This is a genomic window from Citrobacter sp. W9 (genome assembly GCF_026719375.1).
GTDB lineage: Bacteria > Pseudomonadota > Gammaproteobacteria > Enterobacterales > Enterobacteriaceae > Citrobacter > Citrobacter werkmanii.
The window spans coordinates 59,094-83,376 of record NZ_JAPPTE010000017.1 but is presented as its reverse complement, the minus strand read 5'-3'; the positions used below and the strand labels follow the sequence as shown (position 1 = coordinate 83,376).

27 protein-coding genes are annotated in these 24,283 nt (G+C 51.1%); 14 read left to right on the top strand and 13 right to left on the bottom strand.

The genetic code is table 11. The features are described from left to right. Nucleotides 1-10: 10 nt before the first annotated feature. The gene (locus OOJ59_RS20865; RefSeq protein WP_160955942.1) at nucleotides 11-532 is read right to left on the bottom strand and encodes a Crp/Fnr family transcriptional regulator; all 522 of its coding nucleotides are present in this window, start codon (nucleotides 530-532) and stop codon (nucleotides 11-13) included. Between the two features lie 129 nt (nucleotides 533-661). On the opposite strand from OOJ59_RS20865, the gene OOJ59_RS20860 reads away from it, so the two are divergent. After that, nucleotides 662-874, top strand: coding sequence for a DUF1471 domain-containing protein (locus OOJ59_RS20860; protein ID WP_038635907.1), 213 nt, complete (start codon nucleotides 662-664; stop codon nucleotides 872-874). A gap of 42 nt (nucleotides 875-916) precedes the next feature. Here OOJ59_RS20860 and OOJ59_RS20855 read toward each other — a convergent pair whose 3' ends face one another. Both OOJ59_RS20855 and OOJ59_RS20850 read right to left on the bottom strand, forming a co-directional pair. Then, a complete protein-coding gene (locus tag OOJ59_RS20855) occupies nucleotides 917-1,240 on the bottom strand; it encodes an AzlD domain-containing protein (RefSeq protein ID WP_038635909.1) in 324 nt (107 codons plus the stop codon). Next, nucleotides 1,240-1,899, bottom strand: a complete 660-nt coding sequence (locus OOJ59_RS20850; protein WP_038635911.1) for an AzlC family ABC transporter permease — start codon at nucleotides 1,897-1,899, stop codon at nucleotides 1,240-1,242. Before OOJ59_RS20850 ends, OOJ59_RS20855 begins: the two co-directional genes overlap by 1 nt. 101 nt (nucleotides 1,900-2,000) lie before the next feature. Here OOJ59_RS20850 and OOJ59_RS20845 point away from each other — a divergent pair, with 101 nt between their 5' ends. Further along, on the top strand, nucleotides 2,001-2,549 hold the full coding sequence (locus OOJ59_RS20845; RefSeq protein ID WP_003825255.1) for a helix-turn-helix domain-containing protein: 549 nt from the start codon (nucleotides 2,001-2,003) through the stop codon (nucleotides 2,547-2,549). A 57-nt stretch (nucleotides 2,550-2,606) separates the two neighbouring features. Here OOJ59_RS20845 and rhaM read toward each other — a convergent pair whose 3' ends face one another. The 5 genes from rhaM to rhaB all read right to left on the bottom strand — a co-directional run bounded on the left by rhaM (nucleotide 2,607) and on the right by rhaB (nucleotide 7,771). After that, a complete protein-coding gene (gene rhaM / locus OOJ59_RS20840; RefSeq protein ID WP_087856650.1) occupies nucleotides 2,607-2,921 on the bottom strand; it encodes an L-rhamnose mutarotase in 315 nt (104 codons plus the stop codon). Further along, nucleotides 2,918-4,066: a lactaldehyde reductase gene (gene fucO / locus OOJ59_RS20835; RefSeq protein ID WP_038635920.1), complete on the bottom strand. Its 1,149-nt coding sequence runs from the start codon at nucleotides 4,064-4,066 to the stop codon at nucleotides 2,918-2,920. Before fucO ends, rhaM begins: the two co-directional genes overlap by 4 nt. Nucleotides 4,067-4,077: 11 nt before the next feature. Further along, complete coding sequence (gene rhaD, locus OOJ59_RS20830) at nucleotides 4,078-4,902, bottom strand: rhamnulose-1-phosphate aldolase (protein ID WP_137347092.1); 825 nt, start codon at nucleotides 4,900-4,902, stop codon at nucleotides 4,078-4,080. 143 nt (nucleotides 4,903-5,045) lie between these two features. Continuing rightward, nucleotides 5,046-6,305, bottom strand: coding sequence for an L-rhamnose isomerase (rhaA, locus tag OOJ59_RS20825; protein WP_137347091.1), 1,260 nt, complete (start codon nucleotides 6,303-6,305; stop codon nucleotides 5,046-5,048). After that, nucleotides 6,302-7,771 (bottom strand): rhamnulokinase, encoded by a 1,470-nt coding sequence (gene rhaB, locus OOJ59_RS20820; RefSeq protein ID WP_160955941.1) that lies wholly within the window; start codon nucleotides 7,769-7,771, stop codon nucleotides 6,302-6,304. Before rhaB ends, rhaA begins: the two co-directional genes overlap by 4 nt. A 300-nt stretch (nucleotides 7,772-8,071) precedes the next feature. Here rhaB and rhaS point away from each other — a divergent pair, with 300 nt between their 5' ends. From rhaS to OOJ59_RS20800, 4 genes are all read left to right on the top strand, one after another. Further along, nucleotides 8,072-8,920 (top strand): HTH-type transcriptional activator RhaS, encoded by an 849-nt coding sequence (gene rhaS / locus OOJ59_RS20815; protein ID WP_038635932.1) that lies wholly within the window; start codon nucleotides 8,072-8,074, stop codon nucleotides 8,918-8,920. A 79-nt stretch (nucleotides 8,921-8,999) separates the two neighbouring features. Next, the gene (gene rhaR, locus OOJ59_RS20810; protein ID WP_110496321.1) at nucleotides 9,000-9,839 is read left to right on the top strand and encodes an HTH-type transcriptional activator RhaR; all 840 of its coding nucleotides are present in this window, start codon (nucleotides 9,000-9,002) and stop codon (nucleotides 9,837-9,839) included. A 443-nt stretch (nucleotides 9,840-10,282) separates the two neighbouring features. Continuing rightward, nucleotides 10,283-10,735, top strand: a complete 453-nt coding sequence (locus tag OOJ59_RS20805) for a hypothetical protein (RefSeq protein WP_226809240.1) — start codon at nucleotides 10,283-10,285, stop codon at nucleotides 10,733-10,735. Nucleotides 10,736-10,921: 186 nt separating this feature from the next. After that, nucleotides 10,922-11,401, top strand: a complete 480-nt coding sequence (locus OOJ59_RS20800; protein WP_160955940.1) for an Hcp family type VI secretion system effector — start codon at nucleotides 10,922-10,924, stop codon at nucleotides 11,399-11,401. 89 nt (nucleotides 11,402-11,490) lie between these two features. Here OOJ59_RS20800 and rhaT read toward each other — a convergent pair whose 3' ends face one another. Then, nucleotides 11,491-12,525, bottom strand: coding sequence for an L-rhamnose/proton symporter RhaT (rhaT, locus tag OOJ59_RS20795; RefSeq protein WP_042313441.1), 1,035 nt, complete (start codon nucleotides 12,523-12,525; stop codon nucleotides 11,491-11,493). A gap of 288 nt (nucleotides 12,526-12,813) precedes the next feature. Here rhaT and sodA point away from each other — a divergent pair, with 288 nt between their 5' ends. Beyond that, nucleotides 12,814-13,434: a superoxide dismutase [Mn] gene (gene sodA, locus OOJ59_RS20790; RefSeq protein ID WP_038635943.1), complete on the top strand. Its 621-nt coding sequence runs from the start codon at nucleotides 12,814-12,816 to the stop codon at nucleotides 13,432-13,434. Nucleotides 13,435-13,670: 236 nt separating this feature from the next. Then, nucleotides 13,671-14,654, top strand: coding sequence for a 2-keto-3-deoxygluconate transporter (gene kdgT / locus OOJ59_RS20785; RefSeq protein WP_160955939.1), 984 nt, complete (start codon nucleotides 13,671-13,673; stop codon nucleotides 14,652-14,654). Nucleotides 14,655-14,695: 41 nt separating this feature from the next. Here kdgT and OOJ59_RS20780 read toward each other — a convergent pair whose 3' ends face one another. Next, the gene (locus OOJ59_RS20780) at nucleotides 14,696-15,592 is read right to left on the bottom strand and encodes a dihydrodipicolinate synthase family protein (RefSeq protein ID WP_042313435.1); all 897 of its coding nucleotides are present in this window, start codon (nucleotides 15,590-15,592) and stop codon (nucleotides 14,696-14,698) included. Nucleotides 15,593-15,744: 152 nt separating this feature from the next. On the opposite strand from OOJ59_RS20780, the gene yiiM reads away from it, so the two are divergent. The 4 genes from yiiM to OOJ59_RS20760 all read left to right on the top strand — a co-directional run bounded on the left by yiiM (nucleotide 15,745) and on the right by OOJ59_RS20760 (nucleotide 19,674). Continuing rightward, nucleotides 15,745-16,419 (top strand): 6-hydroxyaminopurine reductase, encoded by a 675-nt coding sequence (yiiM, locus tag OOJ59_RS20775; protein WP_085049719.1) that lies wholly within the window; start codon nucleotides 15,745-15,747, stop codon nucleotides 16,417-16,419. Nucleotides 16,420-16,637: 218 nt separating this feature from the next. Beyond that, complete coding sequence (locus OOJ59_RS20770) at nucleotides 16,638-17,342, top strand: GntR family transcriptional regulator (protein WP_060683053.1); 705 nt, start codon at nucleotides 16,638-16,640, stop codon at nucleotides 17,340-17,342. Nucleotides 17,343-17,349: 7 nt separating this feature from the next. Then, the gene (locus tag OOJ59_RS20765) at nucleotides 17,350-18,306 is read left to right on the top strand and encodes a sugar phosphate isomerase/epimerase family protein (RefSeq protein WP_060683767.1); all 957 of its coding nucleotides are present in this window, start codon (nucleotides 17,350-17,352) and stop codon (nucleotides 18,304-18,306) included. A gap of 117 nt (nucleotides 18,307-18,423) precedes the next feature. Next, entirely contained in the window at nucleotides 18,424-19,674 is a 1,251-nt protein-coding gene (locus OOJ59_RS20760; protein ID WP_087856673.1) for an MFS transporter, read from the top strand. A 40-nt stretch (nucleotides 19,675-19,714) separates the two neighbouring features. Here the strand turns inward: OOJ59_RS20760 and cpxA are convergent, their stop codons facing one another. Then, the gene (gene cpxA / locus OOJ59_RS20755) at nucleotides 19,715-21,088 is read right to left on the bottom strand and encodes an envelope stress sensor histidine kinase CpxA (RefSeq protein WP_042313425.1); all 1,374 of its coding nucleotides are present in this window, start codon (nucleotides 21,086-21,088) and stop codon (nucleotides 19,715-19,717) included. Continuing rightward, on the bottom strand, nucleotides 21,085-21,783 hold the full coding sequence (gene cpxR / locus OOJ59_RS20750) for an envelope stress response regulator transcription factor CpxR (protein WP_038635960.1): 699 nt from the start codon (nucleotides 21,781-21,783) through the stop codon (nucleotides 21,085-21,087). The genes cpxA and cpxR overlap by 4 nt, the downstream gene beginning before the upstream one ends. Before the next feature lie 150 nt (nucleotides 21,784-21,933). Between cpxR and cpxP the strand changes: the two genes are divergently transcribed. Then, nucleotides 21,934-22,434 carry a cell-envelope stress modulator CpxP gene (cpxP, locus tag OOJ59_RS20745; RefSeq protein ID WP_160956431.1) on the top strand — a complete coding sequence of 167 codons (501 nt, stop codon included), beginning with the start codon at nucleotides 21,934-21,936 and terminating at the stop codon, nucleotides 22,432-22,434. Nucleotides 22,435-22,557: 123 nt separating this feature from the next. On the opposite strand, the gene OOJ59_RS20740 is transcribed toward cpxP, so the two are convergent. Then, entirely contained in the window at nucleotides 22,558-23,016 is a 459-nt protein-coding gene (locus tag OOJ59_RS20740) for a DUF3757 domain-containing protein (protein WP_160956430.1), read from the bottom strand. Nucleotides 23,017-23,341: 325 nt separating this feature from the next. Here OOJ59_RS20740 and fieF point away from each other — a divergent pair, with 325 nt between their 5' ends. Then, nucleotides 23,342-24,244: a CDF family cation-efflux transporter FieF gene (gene fieF, locus OOJ59_RS20735; protein WP_038635968.1), complete on the top strand. Its 903-nt coding sequence runs from the start codon at nucleotides 23,342-23,344 to the stop codon at nucleotides 24,242-24,244. Nucleotides 24,245-24,283: the final 39 nt, after the last annotated feature.

Below are 24,283 nucleotides of genomic sequence, written 5' to 3'. Positions count from 1 at the left end.
ACATAAGGCGTTAGCTTTTGTTAAGACGCTGGCGAATACGAGACAGGCTAACGGGATTAATACCGATATAGTTGGCGAGATCGCGCTGAGTGAGCTGCGACTCCCAGTCCGGGAAGTGTGTTTGTACATACCGGTAGCGCTGCTCTGGGGTATTGAGCAGCAGCATTTGCTCTTTTTTCTCTTTGTAGATCAATTGCTGAATCAGTAGCTGGGTCTTAATATCCTGATTTTCCGGCGCATCCAGCAAAGCCAAAGAAATTTCACTGGTTTCTCCTGCGGTAATCATTTGCAGACTGTAATCAGCAGGCGTTTTGGTCAGCCAGTTCAGGTACAGAAAGCAGTACTCCCCGGCAAAGTAGAACTCTTTAACCCGTTCTGAGCCATGTGGAGAGTGGTAAACCGCGCGAGCAACGCCTTGATGTAAAAAGTATATCTTGTTTTGAGGCTCACCCTGGCGATGCAACCAGGCACCCGCAGGTTGTCGCTTTTTTCGATGGCCTGGCAACAATGTTTGCTTGCGTTCAATTGACATTTTATCACTCAAATAATTTGAATAAGACAGGCAAATCCTTCCGCTTTTAGTTGTGTGATGAGATGGCTATTATTTATCACATCAAGGCACGGTGCCTTACTCAAACAACTAAGTTAAAGGGTTTATATCATGAAAAGCATCAAAACTTTTGTCGCAGTTATCGCTCTGGCTACTTCTTTCGGTTCATTCGCTGCTCAGACTGTTACCGCAACGGGTTCTACGCTGGAAAGTGCTGAAGCAAGCATTGCCGCTCAGGCTGAACGTGCAGGCGCCAGCGATTATAAAATCACCCAGGCTTACACCGGTAACCGCGTGCACATGACCGCTGAACTGCTGAAATAAGATACCTCAGTACTGTAGAAAGAGCGCCTTTGAGGCGCTTTTTTAGTTTATGCCCGCCATCCTCAACAGCGCGGTCACCACAGCGGCGGCAACGATCACCACGATCAGCGGCATTTTGCGCCAGGCGAGAAAGACCGCGAAGCCAACCCCAAGAACACGCGCCATTCCAGCAAAGTGTTCACCTTCATAAAAGGTGGTTGCCAGCGCGACGGAAAACAGCAATACCGTTGCGGCATCAGAAAGCAGGGCCTGCGAGCGTTCCGAGAACGCTAAACGACTCCCCAGTTTTGCTCCGCCTAAACGCATTAAATACGTTCCCAGAGATAATATGGCGATACCAACGATAAACAGCGTCATGTTGCCCATTATTTTTTCCTCGTCAGTAAACCAAACAGTGAGAGCAGTACCGGCAGGCCCACCGGCGCGAAAGGTATAGATGCGAGCGACAGCGCGGCACCGCTACAGGCGCGGATCAGCGTGGTCCGATTTTTAAAGGCTGGAACCACTAACGCCAGCAAAATAGCCGGGAAAACGGCATCCAGACCGATGGTTTCCGGGGCCGGGAGCAGTTTGCCGACACCTGCGCCAATCAGCGTGCCAATTGGCCAGAAAATGGCGACGCCCAGGCCGCATAGCCAGTAGGCGGCTTTACGCTGTTCCGGCGTTTTTTGCGACAGGCCGAACACTACGCTTTCGTCGTTCATGATATGGCAGCCGAGGAAACTGGCGGCCCGGGAGCCCACCAGGTCACGCACCGTGACGCCAAACGGCACGTGCCGGGCGTTCACCAGTAAACCGGCAGCCGCAGCCGCCAGGGGGTTACCGCCGCTGGCGACGATGCCGATAAACATAAACTCGGACGCGCCGGCCAGTACCGTAATAGAAAGCACAAACGGTACCCACAGCGGGAAACCGTAAGCCATCGCCAGCGAGCCATATGACATGCCGACAACGCCGACGGCCAGACAGACGAGAAATATTGCTTTCAGCGTGTCGCCTTTGAGACAGGAAAAATAATGTTTCATACCATTTTAGCCATATCGAACGAATTTCCATTATAATGAACGCAACCATTTAGCTTTACAAGTCGAACGATTTGTTCGATATAAAAAACATGGAGTCATGAATGACCCAGCCCATCAGTATGATCGCGAAAAGCCTGGTGCGTGAACGTCAGCGCACCGGTTTGTCACTGGCAGAGATTGCCCGCCGCGCGGGGATTGCAAAATCGACGCTCTCACAGTTGGAAGCAGGAAATGGCAACCCTAGCCTGGAAACGCTGTGGTCGCTGTGTGTTGCGTTGGATATCCCTTTTGCGCGCCTGCTGGAGCCGCAGGAGCAAAAAACGCAGGTGATTCGCCGCGGCGAAGGGACAAAAGTGGTGGCGGAACAGGCCCACTACCAGGCTATTTTACTGGCCGCCTGCCCACCGGGCGCGCGGCGGGATATCTATTTGCTGCTGACGCAGCCGGGCGCGGATCGTATTTCACAGCCGCATCCACCGGGATCGGTTGAACATATTATCGTGACGCAAGGTAAGGCGATGGTGGGATTGACGGAAGCGCCGGAAGAGTTAGGTGAGGGCGACTACATTTGTTACCCCGCCGATCGGGCGCATATCTTTAAAGCGCTGGAGCCGGATACTCAGGCTATTCTGGTTTCTGAGCAGAACTAACTGCTATGTTGCGTTGTGCCGGATGCGGCGCGTTAGCGCCTTATCCGGCCTACAAGATTATTGCAGATAAAACACTTCTTTTAGCTCTGTGCTGACCGGGCTGTTGTCTGGGTTGGCTGGCATAACGTCGCGCATATGTTTCCACCAACGCTGGCAAACGTCGGTGTTGGCAACGGCATTCCAGCGCTCCTCGGACTCTATCTCAACGGTGGCGAACAGCAGATTACGCTCCTGATCAAGATAAATCGCGTAGTGATGCGCGCCGTGTTCTTTCAGTACTGATTCCAGTTCTGGCCAGATGGGATTGTGCCGACGTTGGTACTCAACGTGCGCGTCGGCGTTTACCTGCATCACAAACGCTTTGCGGATCATAACGCCTCCAGATACAACTCGCGGACTTCATCGCGGCTGGCGATGCGCGGGTTACACGGCGCGCATGGATCGGCCAACGCTTTATCTAACCAGCCTTCAATATCCTCTTTGGTCACGCCAAGCTGGCTGAAACCGGCTGGAATACCTACCCGCTTGCTCAGGGCGCGAATGGCGTTGATGGCTTCCATGCTTGCCGCTTTATCGCTCATGCCGCGGGTATCGACGCCCATCGCCTGCGCCACGCGGGCAAAGCGAGCCTCGGCGTTCGGTCGGTTAAAATTTTCGATTATCGGCAGCAGGATGGCGTTGCAGACGCCGTGCGGCAGGTTGTGGGTTGCGCCCGGCTGGTGCGCCAGCGCATGCACCAGACCAAGACCGGCGCTGTTAAATGCCATACCCGCCAGATACTGACCAAATGCCATTTGCTCACGGGCTTCGAGGTTATGACCATCGTCAACTGCTTTCGGTAGCCACAGATTGATTAAGCGAATCGCTTCCAGCGCGTTGGCGTCGGTGAGTGGGTGTGCACCGACGGAAACATAGGCTTCCACCGCGTGGGTCAGGGCGTCCATGCCGGTTGCGGCGGTGACGGAAGCCGGGATTTCCAGCATCACGCTGGCATCATCCACGGCGATATCCGGGATGATGTTCGGGTCGATGATCACCTCTTTAACCTTGCGAGCAGAGTCGATAATCACCGCATTGCTGGTCATTTCTGCAGCTGTACCAGCGGTGGTATTGATGGCGACCAACGGAACACCGGCGTTTTTCACTTTGCCCACGCCGGAGTATGCGGTAGAAGGACCTGGGTTGGCGGTCAGGATTTTCACCGCTTTAGCGGTATCGATCGGACTGCCGCCGCCGAAGGCGATAATGTAGTCACATTCTGCGCTCTGATACGTCGCAAAACCTTTCTGCACCAGCTCTTCTGTCGGGTTTGGGAACACCTCATCAAACAGGTGGTAAGACATTTGATGTTCATCCAGCGCGCTAAACAGGCTATCCAGCAGGCCCAGTTTCACCAATTGACCATCGGTAACAATCAGCGCTTTGCCCCATTGCTTATTCGCCACGAGGTTCACCATATCGGCAATCGCTCCAGCGCCATGCAGGCTAATTTTGGGTAGTGCCAACATAAAGCTCATTACTATTCTCCTTATAATGCTAGTGCGCTTGCCAGCGGAGTCACGCCAAAACGTTTGCCGAGTGCGACCAGTTCTTCACGCGTGATGGTCTGCTTCATACCGCCCATCGAATAGATTTTGACTAAAACCTCAGCGGATTTCTCAGCGGTATCGATCAAACCGAATGCTTCATCGAGGGAGGGGCCGCTGCCGAACACGCCATGGAACGGCCACAGAACAAGCGAATGCTTCTGCATTTCCTGCGCGGTCGCCTGGCCGATTTCATCCGTACCCGGCACCATCCACGGCAAAATGCCGACGCCATCCGGGAACACCACCAGGCACTCGGTGCTGCCTTCCCACAGTTTGCGGGTGATCAGCGCGGTGTTGTTTTCCAGCACATAGGTCAGGGCGATCAGGTTGGTGGCGTGGCAGTGCATGATCACGCGATCTTTGCCGTTCGTCGCTTTAATGCGTTCGCAGTGAGAGAGGAAGTGGGCTGGCAATTCGGAGGTTGGCACCGCTTCGTGGGTCAGGCCCCAAAGGATGTGATAGCCCGCACCGTCGCTGTCCACTTTCACTACGCCTAAATTTGCCGCCGGATCGAGCTGAACGTTACGGAAAAATTTACCCGAGCCGGTGACGATAAATGGCGTATTCGCCAGCAATGGCATGGGTTGACTCAGCGCAATATAGCGCGGTTTGTCGTGGAAATCGCCGCTAAATGGCGCGATGTCTGCTTCATCCAGGCGCAGCGTCAGGTTGCCGCCGTTACGTTCATCCCAGCCTTTCAGCCACGCATCGGATGTGGCTTTGATCATTCCCTGGACAAACCAGGAATGAGTAATGTTCTGCATGTTCGGTGCTCCCATTTATTGCCCGAAGGTTATCGGGTCTTACGTAGGCCGGATAAGCGCAGCGCCATCCGGCAATCGTGTTTTATTTATTGCCGGATGGCGACGCGGGGCGTCTTATCCGGCCTACAGATCAGGTGTCGCTATTAGCTACGTTTGCTCAGGATCTCTTTTTCATAGGCGCGAACGCTATCCAGCCACTGGCTGCCCGCTGGCGTGTCGTGGCGCTGGCAATACATTTCCCAGACGGCCTGCCACGGCAGTGATTTTTGTTCTTCCAGCAGGGCCAGACGTGCGGTGTAGTCGCCGCTGGTTTCGAGCTGACGCAGTTGCTCGGTTGGTTCTAACAGCGCGCGCAGCAGGGCTTTTTTCATATTGCGGGTGCCGATAACCCATGCCGCGATGCGGTTAATGGAAGCGTCGAAGAAGTCGAGACCGATGTGTACGCGATCAAACAGGTTGTGGCGGACGATTTCGCTGGCAATCGCCTGAGTTTCATCATCCAGCAGCACCACGTGATCGCTGTCCCAGCGCACCGGACGACTGACGTGCAGCAGCAGGCGCGGTACATACAGCATGGCGGCAGAGATTTTGTCGGAAATCACTTCAGTCGGATGGAAGTGTCCCGCATCCAGGCACAGCGCGGTCTGGCGGCTGGTGGCGTAGCCCATATAGAACTCGTTGGAGCCGACGGTGTAGCTTTCGGCGCCGATGCCAAACAGCTTGCTCTCAACGGCGTCAATATGGTGCGCCGGGTCGAGTTTCTCGCTGATCACTTCGTCCAGTGCTTCCAGCAGGCGCTGGCGCGGCGCTAAACGGTCAACGGTGATATCTTTCATACCGTCCGGGATCCAGATGTTCATTATCGACGGCGTACCCAACTGTTCGCCAAAATACGCCGAGACGCGACGGCTGGCTTTGCAGTGGTCAATCCAGAACTGGCGAATGTGGTTATCGGCATGGGCCAGCGTGAAGCCGTCGGCGCTCAGCGGGTGAGAAAAGCAGGACGGGTTGAAATCCAGCCCTAACTGGTTTGCTTTCGCCCACTCAACCCAGTTTTTGAAGTGTTCCGGTTTGATTTGGTCGCGGGCAACCGGCGTATCGGATTCCAGATAGATCGCATGCAGATTCAGGCGTTTTGGACCCGGTATCAGGCTCAGCGCCTGCTCCAGATCGGCACGCAGTTCGGTCGCGTTGCGCGCTTTGCCAGGATAATTGCCGGTAGCCTGAATTCCGCCAGTGAGCGAGCCTTCCGGGTTTTCGAAACCGGCGACGTCATCGCCCTGCCAGCAGTGCATGGAGACCGGCAGACGATCGAGCTGGCGTAAGGCCGCCTCGACATCAATACCTACCGCGGCGAAACGCAGTTTTGCCAGTTCCCAGGCTTGTTCAAGTTGAGTGGTCATGCGCAAAGCTCCTTTGTCTGTCGTAGTGATTGAAACTGCGCCTGGTAGTGGGCAATTTCACTTTCCGGATTGGGAATGAAGGTGGTCAGGTCGTAGTTGGCACGCACTACCTGACGGAAATCATCGACGTTGTTAAGCTCGTCCAGCGTCATCAACTGGATGCCGATGTTGCCGAGCGTGGAGGCCTCAATCGGCCCGGACATAACGCGAATACCGCAGGCATCCGCGCACAGCTGATTCAGTAACGCGTTCTGGCAACCGCCACCAACAATGTGTAATTGGCTAAACGCTGCACCACGCAGGTCCGCCAGCTCTTGCAGAATGTCGGCATACAGCAGCGCCAGGCTGTCGAAGATACAGCGCGCCAGTTCGGCGTTTTGCAGAGGAACAGGTTGGCCCGATTCACGACAGGCCGCCTGAATTTCCGCACTCATATCGTCGGGGTTGATAAAGCGATCGTCGTTCGGGTTTATCAGGAACTGGCAAGCCGGCAGCGCTTGCGTTTCGGCGATAAGCGTTGGCAGGTCGTCGATCTGACGCTCTTTTAATACGCGCTGGAGCAGCCACAGCCCCATAATATTTTTCAGTACCCGGTAGCGCCCTTCCGCGCCGCCTTCGTTGGTAATATTCGCCATCAACGCCGCATCGTTGGTATACGGCGTTCTGCTCTCAAACCCCATCAGCGACCAGGTGCCGGAAGAGAGATACGCGCTGTTTTTATCGGCGAGCGGCGAAGCAATGACCGCGCTGGCCGTGTCGTGACTGGCAACCGCCACGACCGGAATTTGATTTTTCTGCGGGCAAATCCAGTGGCCAATGACGTTCCCCGGATGCGTCGGGCGACCAAACCAGGCTTTGTCTGCCCCGGTCCACGCCAGCAGCGTGTCGTCCCAGTCGTCGGTATTGATATTGACTAACTGGGTGGTGGTGGCATTGGTGTATTCCCAGTTCATTTCACCGGTCAGGCGAAAACTGAAGTAGTCGGGGATCAGCAGGGCATGCGCCACCTGCGGGAGCAATTCTGGTTGCTGTTCAACCAGCGCGCGCAACTGATACAGGGTGTTAAAGGGGAGAAATTGAATACCGCTACGCCGGTAAATCTCGTTTTTACCCGGTTGCACCATCGCCTGCGACATAATGCCTGTCGTGCGATTATCACGGTAAGAGATCGGCAGACCGACGCGCTGACCGGCGTTATCGACCAGCACGTAATCCACACCCCAGGTATCAATGCCGATGCTGTCTATCCGAATGCCTTCATCGCAGACTTTCTTCAGACCCAGACGAATGTCGTTTTCCAGGCTGTCGATGTCCCAGGTGTCAAAACCGTCCGTTTTTTGTAGGCAGTTAACGAAGCGGTGGATTTCACGCAGCGTCAGGGTGCGGTGTTCTCTGTCGTAACGCGCCAGCATTACGCGCCCGCTGGATGCGCCGAGATCGACAGCGACACAATGGCGAAAAGTCATAGCGAGGTCCTTCTGAGTTTTATTGCACTCAGTCTAAGAACCCCCGATAAGACGTACCTTCTTAACAGTGACAGGCACAATTAGCGGCTGGCAACATGGCAAAGGTGAACGTGATGATGTTCACAGTTTCTACGCATGGGGCGGATTCGGGCAGATGTGACGCCTTCCGCAATTCCCGATCTTTCCCGCCGTATCTTGAAGAATTGACCGTGTTTACGCACTTTGGCGTCAAAAATTTAAGGTGAGGGTAGTAACCCTTAATTACTATTCAGCCATATTCGCTAAACAGGGGGAGCCGTCATGACTGTACTGCATTGCGTAGACTTTTTTCCGACAGGTAAAGCGCCAGTGGCTATTGAACCGCGGCTTCCTCAACCCGCGTTTCCTGAACATCATCATGATTTTCATGAAATTGTGGTGGTCGAGCATGGTACGGGGATCCACGTGTTCAACGGGCAACCGTATGCCATCAGCGGTGGTACGGTGTGTTTCGTCCGCGATCATGACCGGCATTTATATGAACATACTGACAATTTGTGTCTGACCAATGTCCTGTATCGCTCTCCGGATGCGTTTCAATTTTTAGCCGGGCTGAATCAGCTTTTACCTCAGGAACAGAATGGGCAGTATCCATCCCATTGGCGGGTAAACCAGGGGGTATTACAGCAGGTCCGACAGTTGGTGGGGCAAATGGAAGCGCTCGGTGAAGGAATGGATACGCCGACGGCGGCAAATCGTGAAATTCTGTTTATGCAGCTACTGGTCGTGTTGCGTAAAAGCAGCCTGATGGCAGCGGCAACCGATAACGACGCGCGGCTTAACCTTCTGATGGCGTGGCTGGAAGATAACTTTGCTGATGAGGTGTGCTGGGAGGCGTTGGCCGAAAAGTTTTCGCTCTCTTTGCGCACACTGCATCGCCAGCTTAAACAACAAACGGGATTGACGCCCCAGCGCTACCTTAACCGCCTGAGGCTTATTAAAGCGAGACATCTGCTTCGTCATAGTGAGGACAGCGTGACGGATATCGCGTATCTCTGCGGTTTCGGCGACAGTAATCACTTTTCGACGCTTTTTCGCCGGGAGTTTAATTGGTCGCCACGCGATATTCGTCAGGGGCGCGATCTCATTGCGGGAAGCAGCCTGCAGTAACGCGAAAGCTATCAACGTTTTTTACCGCCGAATCTCAGATAATCATGTTCCTTAACGCCGGATGGCAGGGAATATTGTGATGGCGAATCAGCTAATCCTTCTGACATCAGACTTTTTCGCGCATGAGCAGCAGGCTGTCGCCGTGGCTGACCGTTATCCGCAGGATGTCTTTGCGGAACATACCCATGAATTTTGCGAGCTGGTCCTGGTCTGGCGCGGCAATGGTCTGCATGTTCTTAACGATCGTCCGTACCGGATAACCCGTGGCGATCTGTTTTACATTCGCGCTGAAGACAAACATTCCTACACTTCCGTAAATGACCTTGTTTTGCAAAATATCATCTACTGCCCGGAGCGGTTAACGCTGAATGTTGACTGGGAAGGGGCGATCCCCGGATTTAACGGTACGCCACGGCAGCCGCACTGGCGACTCGGCAGCGTTGGCATGACTCAGGCCAGGCAGGTGATAAGCCAGCTTGAGCATGAAAGCAATCAACGCGATGCGCAGGCTTTTAACATGGCGGAACTGCTGTTCGGGCAACTGGTGACCCTCCTTAAACGCCATCGTTATGCGACAGATACGCTCCCGGCAACGTCGAGTGAAACGCTGTTGGATAAACTCATTACCGCATTAGCCGGGAGTCATGAGCATGCTTTCGAACTGGATAAATTTTGCGAGCGCGAACAGTGCAGCGAACGCGTTTTGCGCCAGCAGTTTCGCAGCCAGACCGGGATGACCATCAACCAGTATCTCCGCCAGGTGCGGGTTTGCCATGCTCAGTATCTGCTCAAGCACAGCCGGTTAATGATTAGTGAGATTTCCATGCGCTGTGGCTTTGAGGACAGTAACTACTTTTCGGTGGTGTTTACGCGGGAAACCGGGATGACGCCGAGCCAGTGGCGTCATCTGGCTGAGTGAGTAACCATGATTACGTCGGATATCAAGATGATAAAATCTGACAGCGATCCCTCCAAAAATTGAAAATTTCGCGATGGCTCACTTCTGTAAATAAAGCCTAAAATAGGAATAACGACCATTATCAGGAGAGAATGATGAGCGTATGTTGAAATAATTTACCAGAAATTATTGGGCGTTAAACAATGCAGGCTTCTGACTATTTAAGAATGAAATTTCAAAATGACAGGCGGCTGGCGCTAACCACTCAGAATGCGGTTGGTGGAGTTTTGCAGTCAGCCCGGGGAGTTGCTTCAGATATATATTCGGGTATGGAGCGAGCTAGTTGATATTCATCATGCTTTATACCGCAATACAATGATGTTTGTCAGGAGTTAAAGACTGAAGAAATAAGAACACTCTATTCCATAGAGTCTATATATAGATATCGTGATGTAATTGCATATATGCTCTATTTGTACTTCAAAATGATAAGTGATGATGTTGATGAAGGTAATCCAGAAGGTTCGGCGCGTCAGTTAATCAGAAAAATGTCAGCAATAGCCTCTCATATGAATATTGCAGGAGGGACCAGGTACGCTTTTGCTTCCGCGGCTTCTCTTGCGTTGTCTCAGTCTGGTTTCATGTCTAAAATCATTGTTGAACGTCTATCTGCAAAGCTACCACAAGCAGTATTCGTGCTTCAGTTTTTCGGCGTTCAACAAAAGTGTGCGCTTGCTGCCCGTCATCTAAAAGCAGTGGATTCAGATTATTATTGGATTTTATATCAGGCAAAACTTGAAATGCTTTATTATTTTGTCGAACCAGCAATTTCCAAAATGATTAGCAGAGCAAAGTCTCAACTCTTCTCAAATCTTGATGACTTAGCTGATTTTTTACAGGGGGATTTTAGTGTTTAAGAGTTTGATAACACTTTTATTAGAAGGTGTAGTGTTTCCAGTTCTGGTAATAGGCTTTGGTTTATTATGGCTTCATCTGTTCCCTAAATATTGTTTATTGCTAACATTAATTACACTTATTATTCTGATGTGGTTGTTTCCCCGATTGACTTCACGGTTCACCAAGTTTAAATAAAAGGAGTTTAAATGTCTAACCCAGCTTATTTGTGGCTAACAGATGAAAATGGTTCTCCTATGTCAGGCTCATCTCTGGTTGTCGGACGTGTCGGAGCTATTGAAATAAAGTCACTGACTCACAATATCAATATCCCGGTTGATAGTAATACAGGGCGCCTAACGGGTACGCGAATTCATGCACCCATCATGTTTCAAAAAGAATTCGACCAGGTTACACCTTTTTTGTACAGAGCATTAAGTACCGGAGCTACGCTCAAATCAGCGACGATCAAAATGTACTCAATTAATGAAGCAGGGATTGAAAAGGAATATTTCAACATCATTCTTCACAACGTAAAGCTTACGTCCATCACGCCTGATTTGTATCCCGGCTCATCAACAGGTACACATCTTGAAACGGTACTGCTTCGCTACGAGAAAATCACCTGGAAGCATTGCGATGGTAATATCATCTATACCGATGAATGGAATCACCGTACTACCTATTAAAAAATTAATCTGGCAAATAAAAATTTGTGTGTATCAAACTAACGATAGATGACGCCGAGCCAGTGGCGTCATCTCAGTACCCAGCATGCTTAGCTGGCCATTCCCAGACCAACAATGTTTGCCGCGACAATAATTACCACGCAGCCAAGACTCAGTACGCTGACCGGACGTCGACCCGCGTTTTTCCACTCTTTCAATACCAGACCAACAATCCCGCCGCACAGGACATAGAAACTCATGTGCAGCATCCAGCTTACATAGTCATACTGTGCCGGAATACGCGCGTGACCCCAGGCGTAGAAGAAAAATTGCAGATACCACATCAAGCCACCGAGCGCGGAGAGTAGCACGTTGCTGATGATCAGCGGTTTTGCCAGCGAGAAGTCGGCTTTTATCGACAAGTTTTTCACTTTTGCCAGACGAATAAAGCAAAAACCCAGGTTAACCAGCGCACCACCGCCCATGATAACCACATAGCTGGGCAGAGCGACATACAGCGGGTCCACACCCAATGCGGCGGCGGCATCGTGCATCGGTTTCGCGGCGTTCATCGCAAATGACATCCCCGCGGAGAAAATGCCGCACATGACCGCCAGAACCAACCCTTTTTTCAGGTTGAACTCTTCGGCTTTGATGCCCATTTTGCGTTCTTTTAATTGACCCGCACGGGTAACAATGCCCACGCCAATCAGTGCGACCAACACGCCAAGCAGCGTCATGCGTCCGCCGGAGGTGTTGATCAGCACATCAAAGTTGCCGTTGATAATCGGGGTCATCAGCGTGCCGACAATCAGCGTAATACCTATCGCAATGCCGATACCCATCGACATACCGAGATAGCGCATGGTCAGGCCATAGTTAATGTTGCCAATCCCCCACATCGCCCCGAAAAGAAATACCGGGGCCAGTGTGGAAAGGCTGAAGGAGCTGAAGTAGGCCCAGAAATTGGGAAGTAACATAGCGCTGATAGTCCACGGAAGGATAAGCCAGGAGACGATCCCGCCTACCGACCACATCGTTTCCCATGACCAATGTTTGACCTGCTTGAACGGGGCATAGAAACAAGCTGCACTGGCTGCGCCTATCAAATGCCAAAAGATACCCATCGTAATCGCGTTACTCATGACTTAATCCTCGTTATTTTTTATCGTCGGTAATGACCCCTCCGACCTGACGAGTTTAAAAATTACGCAGGGTATTAACCTTTTAACGCTTGCCGCCATTTTGCGCATGTTGGCAATCATCACGTTAAGTGGGTGATTCGGTTCACATCTTTTACAATAAACTGATCGATTAAAACCTTGTAAAAAGTACGGCATTGATAATCATTTTCAATATCATTTAATTAACTATAATGACCCAACTGCTTACGCGGCGTTAACACTGGCCGCCCGACAACACTGGAGATGATTATGAGTTATACACTGCCATCCCTGCCGTACGCTTATGATGCCCTTGAACCGCACTTCGATAAGCAGACGATGGAAATTCACCATACCAAACACCACCAGACTTACGTAAACAACGCAAACGCTGCGCTGGAAAGTCTGCCTGAATTCGCCAGCCTGTCGGCTGAAGAGCTGATCACCAAACTGGATCAACTGCCAGCGGACAAGAAAACCGTACTGCGTAACAACGCCGGCGGCCACGCTAACCACAGCCTGTTCTGGAAAGGCCTGAAAACCGGCACTACGCTGCAGGGCGACCTGAAAGCGGCTATCGAACGTGACTTCGGCTCTGTTGACAACTTCAAAGCTGAATTTGAAAAAGCAGCGGCCACCCGTTTCGGCTCCGGCTGGGCGTGGCTGGTTCTGCAAGGTGACAAACTGGCTGTTGTTTCCACCGCTAACCAGGATTCCCCGCTGATGGGTGAAGCAATTTCTGGCGCTTCTGGCTTCCCTATCGTCGGTCTGGACGTTTGGGAACACGCTTACTACCTGAAATTCCAGAACCGTCGTCCGGACTACATTAAAGAGTTCTGGAACGTGGTGAACTGGGACGAAGCAGCAGCGCGTTTCGCCGCTAAAAAATAAGTTCTACGCTTAAATAATGCCCCTGCAAGCACTGCTTGTGGGGGCTTTTTTGTGATCAAAATCAAAATGGGGACGATGATCCATTTAAATTGAAACAATGTTTTATTGTGCGGGTGGGATCACTTTTATAATTCCTCTGAATGTCTATCTTCTGTTCATCAAGACGGGCGCATCTCAAAAGCAAGATGCAATCGCCCATAAAAATTGCCCCATTTTTATGTCTACAGGTGATGGAAATGCAGATCAAACGAACGATAGAGAGAATCCCTGGCGGGATGATGCTGGTGCCGCTTTTCCTCGGCGCGTTATGTCACACCTTTTCACCCGGCGCCGGGAAATATTTCGGCTCATTTACCAACGGTATGATCACCGGTACGGTGCCTATTCTGGCGGTCTGGTTTTTTTGTATGGGCGCGTCGATTAAGCTAAGTGCAACCGGCACCGTGCTGCGTAAATCCGGCACGCTGGTCATCACCAAAATTTTGGTGGCGTGGGTGGTGGCGGCAATTGCCTCACGCATCCTGCCGGAACACGGTGTGGAAGTCGGGTTCTTCGCCGGGTTGTCCACGTTGGCGCTGGTGGCCGCCATGGATATGACCAACGGTGGGCTGTACGCCTCGATTATGCAGCAGTATGGCACCAAAGAAGAGGCCGGGGCATTTGTCCTGATGTCTCTGGAATCAGGCCCGCTGATGACCATGGTGATTCTGGGAACCGCCGGGATTGCTTCGTTTGAACCGCACGTGTTTGTAGGGGCTGTATTACCATTCCTGATTGGCTTTGCGCTGGGTAATCTGGACCCTGAACTGCGGGAGTTCTTCAGCAAAGCGGTGCAGACGCTGATCCCGTTCTTCGCCTTCGCGCTGGGTAACACCATTGATTTGAGCGTGATTGCTCAGACCGGCGTGCTGGGGATTCTGCTGGGCGTGGCGGTGATTATCATCACCGGGATCCCATTGATTATCGCCGATAAACTGATTGGCGGCGGCGATGGAACGGCGGGGATTGCCGCTTCCAGCTCAGCGGGTGCGGCGGTTGCCACGCCGGTACTGATTGCTGAAATGGTTCCGGCATTTAAACCGATGGCGCCAGCGGCAACCTCTCTGGTGGCGACCTCGGTGATTGTGACCTCCATTCTGGTACCGATTATCACGTCCATCTGGTCGAAAAAGGTCAAAGCCAAGGCGGCGGAAATTGATCTTCGTGGTACCGTGAAGTAAGCCTCTTTTGCCGGATGGTTTGCGCCATCCGGCTTAGTCAGTTAACCTTTGACGACGAACACCTCATCAATAGTCCGACATTCCCCCTCATTCAACTCTCCGCCAGCATTACGTGACACGCCGGTGCAGTAGCCAAACTTACGCGATACCACGGTTTTGATGGTGGTGACAAAATCTTCGCCAATGGCGTAGATGGACATATAGGTGCCAATCTGGTCCTGAATATCGCGAAGCGTCGCCAGGTCGCCCTGCTTAAACGCCTCCCGCGCGCTGACAAACAGTTCCGGCATAACGTTGTTCAACCCTGAAATAATCCCCGCCCCGCCTGCCAGCAGGTTAGGAATGTAGTATTCGTCATAACCGGACAGTACGGCAAAATCTTCCCGCACGGCGCGCGTTGTCTGAATCATACTGCGGGTATGTGACTGACAGTCGACGGTATCTTTGATGCCGGCGAAATTTGGGAACTCGGCAGCGAGAGTGGCAACCAGCTCCGGCGTTAAATCACAGCCGGTACGCGCCGGGAAATTATAGGCAAACCATTTACCGCTGAGTTTCTGTCCCAACTGGCGGAAGTAGCTCAGCAGCTGTTTCGCCGTTTGTCCGTAGTAGTAAGGCGGCAGGATCATCACGGCATCATAACCTGCGCGATACGCTTCCTGCGCCATCAACAGAACATCATTCTGGCAGGTGGATGAGACGTTGGCGACCATCTTCAGCGAGCTCATAGCCCGGGCTTCACGGATCAGCAGCAGTCGTTCTTCGAGCGTAAAAGAAGCAAACTCCCCGATGCTGCCCATCAGCAAAATCACGTCGATTTTGGCCTCGGTTAAACGTTTGAGATGCTGGCTCAGACCGTTGAGATCGATCTTGCCGTCATTATCCATTGGCGTAATGGAAGGGCACCAGACGCCAGCAAATTGCGATTGACCAGTCACGTAGTCGACTCCTTATTTGAAATGATGTTTCAAAACCAGCTTACATTGATAGCATGTGTCCCTAAGCTTCATGTGAACCGTGCTCTCATTTTGAGCGACTGGGATAAAATAAATATGGTGTAATGGGGGAAATTTATCGGGAGAGGGAACAGATGCGATATCCGGTCGATGTTTTTACAGGCAAGATTCGGGACTACACGGGAAGCCGTCCCAGCGCGATTGCTAAAGTTCAGGTCGATGGTGAGCTGATGCTGACCGAACTGGGCCTGACGGGGGATGAACAGGCGGAAACGAAAATTCACGGCGGGCCGGATCGCGCGCTGTGCCACTATCCGCGTGAACACTATCAGCACTGGAGACAAGAGTTTCCGGAGCAGGCGGAGTTATTTGTCGCGCCCGCTTTTGGCGAAAACCTCTCCACTGAGGGGCTGACGGAAGAGAATGTGTATATTGGCGACATTTTCCAGTGGGGAGACGCGCTGATTCAGGTCACACAGCCGCGCTCGCCGTGCTTTAAGCTGAATTTCCATTTTGGTATTAGTGATATGGCCAGCCAGATGCAGAGTGCGGGCAAGACGGGCTGGCTATGCAGCGTCATCGCTCCCGGTCAGGTTTCGACGGACGCGCCGTTGATCCTGGCGTCACGCGTCAGCGACGTCAGCGTGCGCGAGGCGATTGCCATTGCCTGGCATATGCCGTTTGATGACTCGCAGTATCACCGTTTACTGTCGGCTGCCGGGTTATCGAAGAGCTGGACCAGAACGATGCAAAAGCGCCGTTTAAGCGGCAAGATCGAAGATAATTCCCGCCGTTTGTGGGGGAAATAACGCTCACCTTTAGCTTGCCATTAAATCAGGTGGCGACACCTGATTTATCGTCCTCATGGTTCATCTCCTCACGTACTAAAACCTGCCTGTCGCGCCATGTGTCCAGGCCATTCTTGATACCTGGCCCACAAAAAGAAACGATGCGTTGAAAAAAAACTTGAGTATTTCGTGCACTCAAATATCTTAGCTTCAAATTGGTTTAAACCAGATTGAGTGAGATGAAAAAGAAAAACAATGTTGATGTGCTCAGAGAGCGCTTTGAAAGCTGGTTAAACGAGAATAATTTGCCAGCGGGCTCCAAATTGCCTTCGGAGAGAGAGCTATGTGAGCTGCTGGATGCAAAGCGCATGACCTTACGTCAGGTTCTGATCGAGCTGGAGATTGATGCACGTATTTTCCGCAAGAACCGTAGCGGGTGGTTTATTTCATCGAAGCGATTCATTTATAACCCGAAATCACTTTCCAGCTTCAATGCCGAGGCCTGTGCCCAGGGGCGTAAACCTTTTTGGGATTATTTGACCAAGGAAACGATTGAGACGGTTCCGCACCATGTTGAGGATGTTTTTCTCTCCTCCGGCGATCGCTATTTAGTTACCGGCTGGTGTGGTCTTGATTCGCATAAAGTGTTTTATCATGAATCCTATATTGATGCCGATGTTGCGCCAGGATTCATAAACAAACTTGGCAATCAGTCTTTTGCCAGCGTTTGGGAAGATGCGTTTGGTCATGTATTAAATATCAAAGAAATGATTTTTAAACCGGTCAACATGCCGGAAGTGGCCTGTAAAGAACTGGGTGTTGCGCCAAATACTTATGGAATTTTAGTAGAAAAACATCGGGCAACCCGAGATAAAAAAGTGGTTCAGGTTGATTTTGAATACTGGCGACTTGAATCAGTGGAACTTGTTATTCGTGATGAATGAGAAAACTATGGGAAAATATAACCAGGAACTTCTCGCTGAACGCGCGAGAAATATACCGCTGTACCTACATGCTTATGCCTTTCATCTGAATATGCGCTATGAGAGAGTCCTTCCTGGCGATCTTCTGGATATTGCATATCAGCAAAAATTAAAAGGTGTAAAAATACATGTTGAGGATGGTGAATCCCAGTCACTGCAGAAACTAAACGATCGACAGTTACACGATTTTAAAGAAAAGGCCAAAAAATATAATTTGGATGTGCATATCGAAACGAGCGCATCGGACAAGGCGACGTTGACGGATGCGATCCGTATTGCCGTGGCAACTGGCGCAACGTCAGTTCGTTTCTACCCGCGCTATGAAGGGCATCTCAACGATGTTATGGCGAAGATCGCCAATGATATTGCGTGGTTGTCTCAGTATGATGATTGCGGCCTAAGCTTTACCATCGAACAGCATGAAGATCTGCAAGGCCATGAGCTGGTGACGCTGGTTAAGAATAGTGGAATGAAGAATCTCTCTATTCTGTTTGATTTTGGCAACATGATTAATGCCAATGAGCAGCCGCTTTCTGCGTTAGAGGTTATGTCTCCTCTGATCACTCAGGTACATATCAAAGACGCTAAAATTATTAAAGAAGGTAAAGGCTGGGGGCATGAGGCTTGTCGTTCTGGATACGGCGACTTACCCATGGAAGAGATGCTCAAAGCATTATTACTCTTAGGTGAAGATAAACCGCAAGTACATGCTTTTGGTCTGGAAGAAGAGGTTGAATATTATGCACCGGCATTTCGTTTCGATGATGAAGGTGATAATCCCTGGATCCCATGGCGCGATGCAAGTTATACGCCGCTACCTGATGCTGACATGATTGATGCGCGACTGGCGCAGGAAAAAGAACATGCTCTGGCTCAAATAAAATATATTCGTGACTTGTGTAATAAATTTATAGGTAATCAATAACTTTTTAAAATTTTACTAAATGCGAAAAGGGTTATGAAAATAACTCTACAATTTTATTAATTATATAATTTAATCTGGATATTTCTCTCAACAAGCAATGAGGGTTTACTCATGTTCATGAATAAATGGGCAAGGCTTTGTTTTTTGATTTTAGGCGGCGGCACAATATTCAAACTTTCAAGTATGAAAGATGTTTTCTATGTGCCAATGCAAAATGACTGGGGTTTAACCAATACGCAGATTGGCTTAAGCTTTACGGTTTATACGATTGTTCAGACAACCGGACTGTTTCTTTCGCTCTATATTGCAGACCGTTATTCTAAGAAAATATTATTACCCTTTGGTCTGATCGGCGTAGGGCTTTGCGGTTTATATCTGGCAACGCTACCGTCATTTACCGGTTATCTCATTTGCTTTGCCGCAATGGCGTTCTTTGCCGATGTGGTGTATTGGCCGGTATTGCTGAAAGCCGTACGTCTGCTGGGTACGAAAGAAGAACAAGGTCGCATGTTTGGCTTTTTAGAAGCCGGACGCGGCGTGGTGGATGTCATCGTCGCTTCTGGCGCCCTGTTTGTTTTTGTTCAGTTTGGTGAAGGCAAAGCGGGAATGCAGGCGGGTCTGTTGTTTTATACGGTCATTACGCTTGCGGCAGGTATTGTGACGTACTTTATTGTCGATGACGACAAAGTGAAAGGCGGCGAGAATACCAGTGCCAATATGGAAGTGTTAAAGGGTATTAAACATGTTTTGTCCTGCCCTAACGTCTGGTTGGCTTCTTTAGGGATTTTCTTCGTTTACGCCGCATATTGTGGGCTGACTTACTTTATCCCCTTCTTAAAAGACATCTACATGTTGCCGGTAGCACTGGTCGGCGCGTACGGCATCATCAACCAGTATGCGTTAAAAATGGTAGGAGGGCCGATTGGTGGGCTGCTGGCGGATAAGGTTGCTAAATCGCCGACGGTGTACCTGAAATGGACCTTTCTGATCTCTGCCGTTGCGATGCTTGTTTTCATGCAGTTGCCGCATCAAACAATGAACGTGTATATCGGTATGGCCGCAACATTAGGATTCGGGGCGATTATCTTCTCACAGCGTGCGATTTTCTTCGCGCCAATGGATGAGATTGGTACGCCACGTGAGTATGCCGGTTCGGCAATGGCGTTTGGTTGCATCATCGGTTATATGCCAGCCATGTTTGCGTACACGTTATACGGCTATTTGCTGGACACCAATAGCGGCATCACGGGCTACAACTATGTCTTTAGCGTGATGATTGCGTTCAGCTTAATGGGCTTTATCTGTTCGACAATCCTGGTGAAGCGGATTAAAAAGCAAAAGCTAGCGGCTGCGACCGCAACTGCATAATGTGAGTGCTTCCCCGGCAATACGTGACCGGGGAAGCCTGTTAAGCGCGTTTGTACAGCGGTAACCAAATCACCAGCCGTAAACCACCCAGCGGGCTGTCTTCGGCCTTCACCCAGCCACGATGCTGCTGGATCGCGGTTTCCACAATCGCCAGACCCAGACCCGTTCCGCCAGACTCGCGATCGCGCGCCTCATCGGTACGATAGAACGGACGGAAAATCTGCTCCCGGTCCTCAGGGCTGACGCCCGGACCATCGTCGTCCACGGTGATGGTGATCCCGTCTTTATCCACCGCGAAGCCCACTTCAATCTGCGTGTGTGAATAGCGTAGGGCGTTGCGCACAATATTTTCCAGCGCGCTTTCCAGCGCATTTGGGTTACCGTACAGCGGCCACGGACCCGGCGGGAAATTCACCGTGAGCGATTTACCCATTTGCTCGGCTTCAAAGGCGGCGTTATCCAGCACTTCGCCCCATAGCTGATTGGCTTTCACCGTTTCACTGACCAGCGCGTTTTTCTGCTGATTACGTGACATCACCAGCAGGTCGTTGATCATGCTGTCCAGCCGATGCGCTTCTGTTTCAATGCGCTCCAGCTCCTTGCTCTCGCCACTACGACGACGCAGCAGGGCAGTGCCCAGTTGCAGACGCGTCAACGGCGTTCTCAACTCGTGAGAGATGTCCGACAGCAGGCGTTGCTGCGTGGTCATCATCCGCTCCAGCGCCGTCACCATCTGGTTAAAGCTGGCGCCCGCCGCCAGAAACTCCTGCGGACCGGCTTCCAGTTCCGGATGCTGGCGCAGGTTGCCCTGGGCCACTTCATCTGCCGCGTTTTTCAACTTACGCGCCGGTTTCGCCAGACTCCAGGCAAGCCAGAGCAATAACGGAGAGCTGACTAACATGGTGACGATCAGCAACAACAGCGGTCGGTCGAACAGCAGGTTGATAAAGTCAGATTGCGAGCTGCTGGCAGGTCGAATGAGATACAACTGGTAGTTATCTTCACCGTCTCTGACGGAAAAAGGCCCGACCATCTCAACGCGACCGTATTTTTTCTTTTGCGGATGGTCGGCGTTATCGGCCTGACCAATAAAGTTACGAATGATCTGCATTTCGTTGCGTTCTGCGCCGATCACGCGTCCTTCCGTGGTAACAAGTAATAACCGCTGTCCTGGCGGCGCCCACTTGTCTATCGCCCGAAACAAGCGACGCCACCACATCAAATCGTTGGGTGGATCGTTCGCCAGTTCAGCTTCAACGTGTTGCTCAATCATCAACCCCTGGCGCTGCTCGCTGTCCAGTAGCTCGGTCATCTGACGTGAGTCGAGCTTGGGTAGCATCAGTACCAACATCAACACCAGTGCCAGCGTCAACCAGAAGATGGCAAAGATGCGTGCGGTTAAACTCCCTATCATGAAGCGGAGACCATCAGGTAGCCGCGACCACGCAGCGTTTTAAACCACGGATGCCCATCTTTACGCTCTGGCAGCTTACGACGCAGGTTCGAGATATGCATGTCGATCGCGCGATCGAAAGGCGTCAGGCGTTTGCCCAGCACTTCCTGGCTTAGATGTTCACGCGAAACCACCTGGCCGAGATGCTGCGCCAGCAAATAGAGCAGGGTGAATTCGGTGCCGGTTAGCTCCAGAGTTTGCCCGTCGAAGCTGGCTTCCTGGCGACCAGGGTTGAGGCTTAACGCATCCACTTCCAGAGTCGGCGAACCGTTGTCGCTGCTCTGCTGCTGTTCGCTCCAGTGCGAGCGACGCAGAATAGCGCGGATGCGCGCGACCAGTTCGCGGTCGTTAAACGGTTTCGGTAAATAGTCGTCCGCGCCCAGTTCAAGGCCGAGAACGCGATCCAATTCGCTGCCGCGAGCGGTCAGCATGATTACGGGGGTCTGGTGTGTCTGGCGAAGCGCTTTCAGTGTATCGATGCCGTTTTTCTTCGGCATCATGACGTCGAGCAAAAGTAAATCGATGCTGTCATCCAGAAGCTCGAGCGCCTGTTCCCCATCATGGGCAACCAGCACATCGAAACCTTCCATTTCGAGCAACTCCTTTAACAGGGAAGTCAGCTCTCGGTCATCATCAACTAACAGGATTTTATTCATTGTTTACGTACCTCCGAGGCAGAAATTACGTCATCAGGCGTCGCTAATCTATGACTTTACGTTGTTTTACACCCCCTGACGCATGTTTGCAGCCCGAATCGTAAACTGTCTCTCGTTGAATCGCGACAGAAAAGATTTTGGGAGCAAGTGATGGGCAAAGTTACCGCTGCCGTCATGGCCTCAACGCTGGCATTCAGTACCTTAAGCCATGCAGCTGAAGTCGTCACAGGCGATCACTGGCACCTGGGTGAAGGCTCCGCGCAACGCAGCGTACAGAGCCACATGTTTGACGGTATCAGTTTAACCGAACATCAACGTCAACAGATGCGAGATTTAATGCAGCAGGCAAGACACGAACAGCCTCCTGTTAATGTTAGCGAAATGGAGACAATGCATCGCCTTGTCACCGCAGAGAAATTTGATGAAGGCGCTGTGCGCGCTCAGGCAGAAAGAATGGCGCAAGAACAGGTTGCCCGCCAGGTTGAAATAGCCAGGATTCGCAACCAGATGTATCGCCTGTTAACGCCCGAGCAGCAAGCGGTTTTAAATGAGAAACATGAACAACGAATGGAGCAACTGCGCGACGTCGCGCACTGGCAAAAAAGCTCATCGTTGAATTTATTGAGTAGTAGCAACTCACGTTCCCAGTAGTAACCCTGTTTTCCTTGCCATAGACACCATCCCTGTCTTCCCCCACATGATGTGGGGGTTTTTTTTGCCCAAAAAACGGTCTCTGATGGGGCGTGCTTGGGTGGCAGGCGAAGGGAGAAGGGATCAGTTATAGACTGTCTGCAGTGGTTCGAATCCGCAGGCGTCTGCTGACTTGTCGCAATCATAAAAACGTTCGGTTTTCGCGGCCGATTCAGGATACCAGTTATCGTTTCCTTCAATCGACACAATCAGATTGCTGAGTATATTCTCTTTCCCTTTACGGCTATACGTCAGGTCAATTTCCTGGCCGTTTGCCAGTTCGTAAGTGCAGTTGACTAATACGCCTTCAGCCAGTTTATTTTTTGCAAAATAAAGTGCAGTGACGAAGCGTTTAATGTCCTTCTGTTGGTGTACTTGAGAATTCCAGCTCCCTTCCCATCCGGATAAGGTAACGGGAGAGGTATAAATATGGTTTTCATAAGTGATGTTTTCTGGCGCTGGGCATTGCATGCTTTGCGTCGCGGCTGCCGCAGAGCCTGAAAGCAGGGCGAGCGTAAGCGCAGTACATATACTATGTTTCATTATTTTTTCCTTTATATTCGCTTGACTTATCTATTACAGAGTGAATAAGTGACCTGCAAGGAAAATATAATTAAAAAAGAGTAGTAAAGGCAATATTAATTATGAGTAATTCAGAGGCTGTGCCGATTTTTATTATTATTTAGGTCGTTTGATTTTTAATTGATGCTAAATGATATATATATAAAATGTTTTCTATTATTCACTTTGTTGATAATTGTTTACTCAGGCTGGTGCTAAACGGTTATATCTCATTTTCTACACTTCGCTGTCGTCAGACGATCATCGCTATGAGTTATACTACGCCAAGATGATGGCAGGAGTGTTTATGAATCAAACCTATGGGCGGCTGGTTAGTCGGGCGGCAATCGCGGCGACCGTGATGGCATCGCTGTTACTTTTGATCAAAATTTTTGCGTGGTGGTACACCGGATCGGTCAGTATTCTGGCTGCACTGGTGGATTCTTTGGTGGATATCGCGGCGTCGTTAACCAACCTGTTGGTGGTGCGCTATTCTTTGCAGCCGGCCGATGATGAACATACCTTCGGACATGGTAAAGCGGAATCGCTGGCGGCGCTGGCGCAAAGCATGTTTATTTCCGGTTCGGCGCTGTTTTTATTCCTGACCGGGATTCAGCATCTTATCCAACCCACGCCGATGAAAGATCCCGGTGTCGGGGTGATTGTCACCATCATTGCGTTAGTGTGCACAATCATACTGGTCTCGTTTCAGCGCTGGGTGGTAAAGCGTACGCAAAGTCAGGCAGTTCGGGCGGATATGCTTCATTATCAGTCTGATGTTATGATGAACGGTGCGATTCTCATTGCGCTTGGGCTGGCATGGTACGGCTGGCATCGCGCAGATGCCTTGTTTGCGCTCGGGATTGGCATCTATATTTTATATAGCGCATTACGCATGGGGTATGAGGCGGTACAGTCATTGTTGGATCGCGCCTTACCCGATGAAGAACGTCAGGAAATTATTGATATCGTGACGTCATGGCCGGGAGTCAGCGGCGCTCACGATCTTCGTACGCGGCAGTCAGGGCCGACCCGCTTTATTCAGATTCATTTGGAAATGGAAGATAATCTGCCGCTCGTTCAGGCGCATGTAGTGGCTGAGCAGGTCGAGCAGGCAATTTTGCGACGTTTCCCGGGATCGGATGTCATCATTCATCAGGATCCCTGTTCGGTCGTACCCAAGGAAGGCAAGATGTTTGAGCTTTCATAATTCGTTGTAAAAAAAGTGAACCAGGCCAGCATTTTGTGT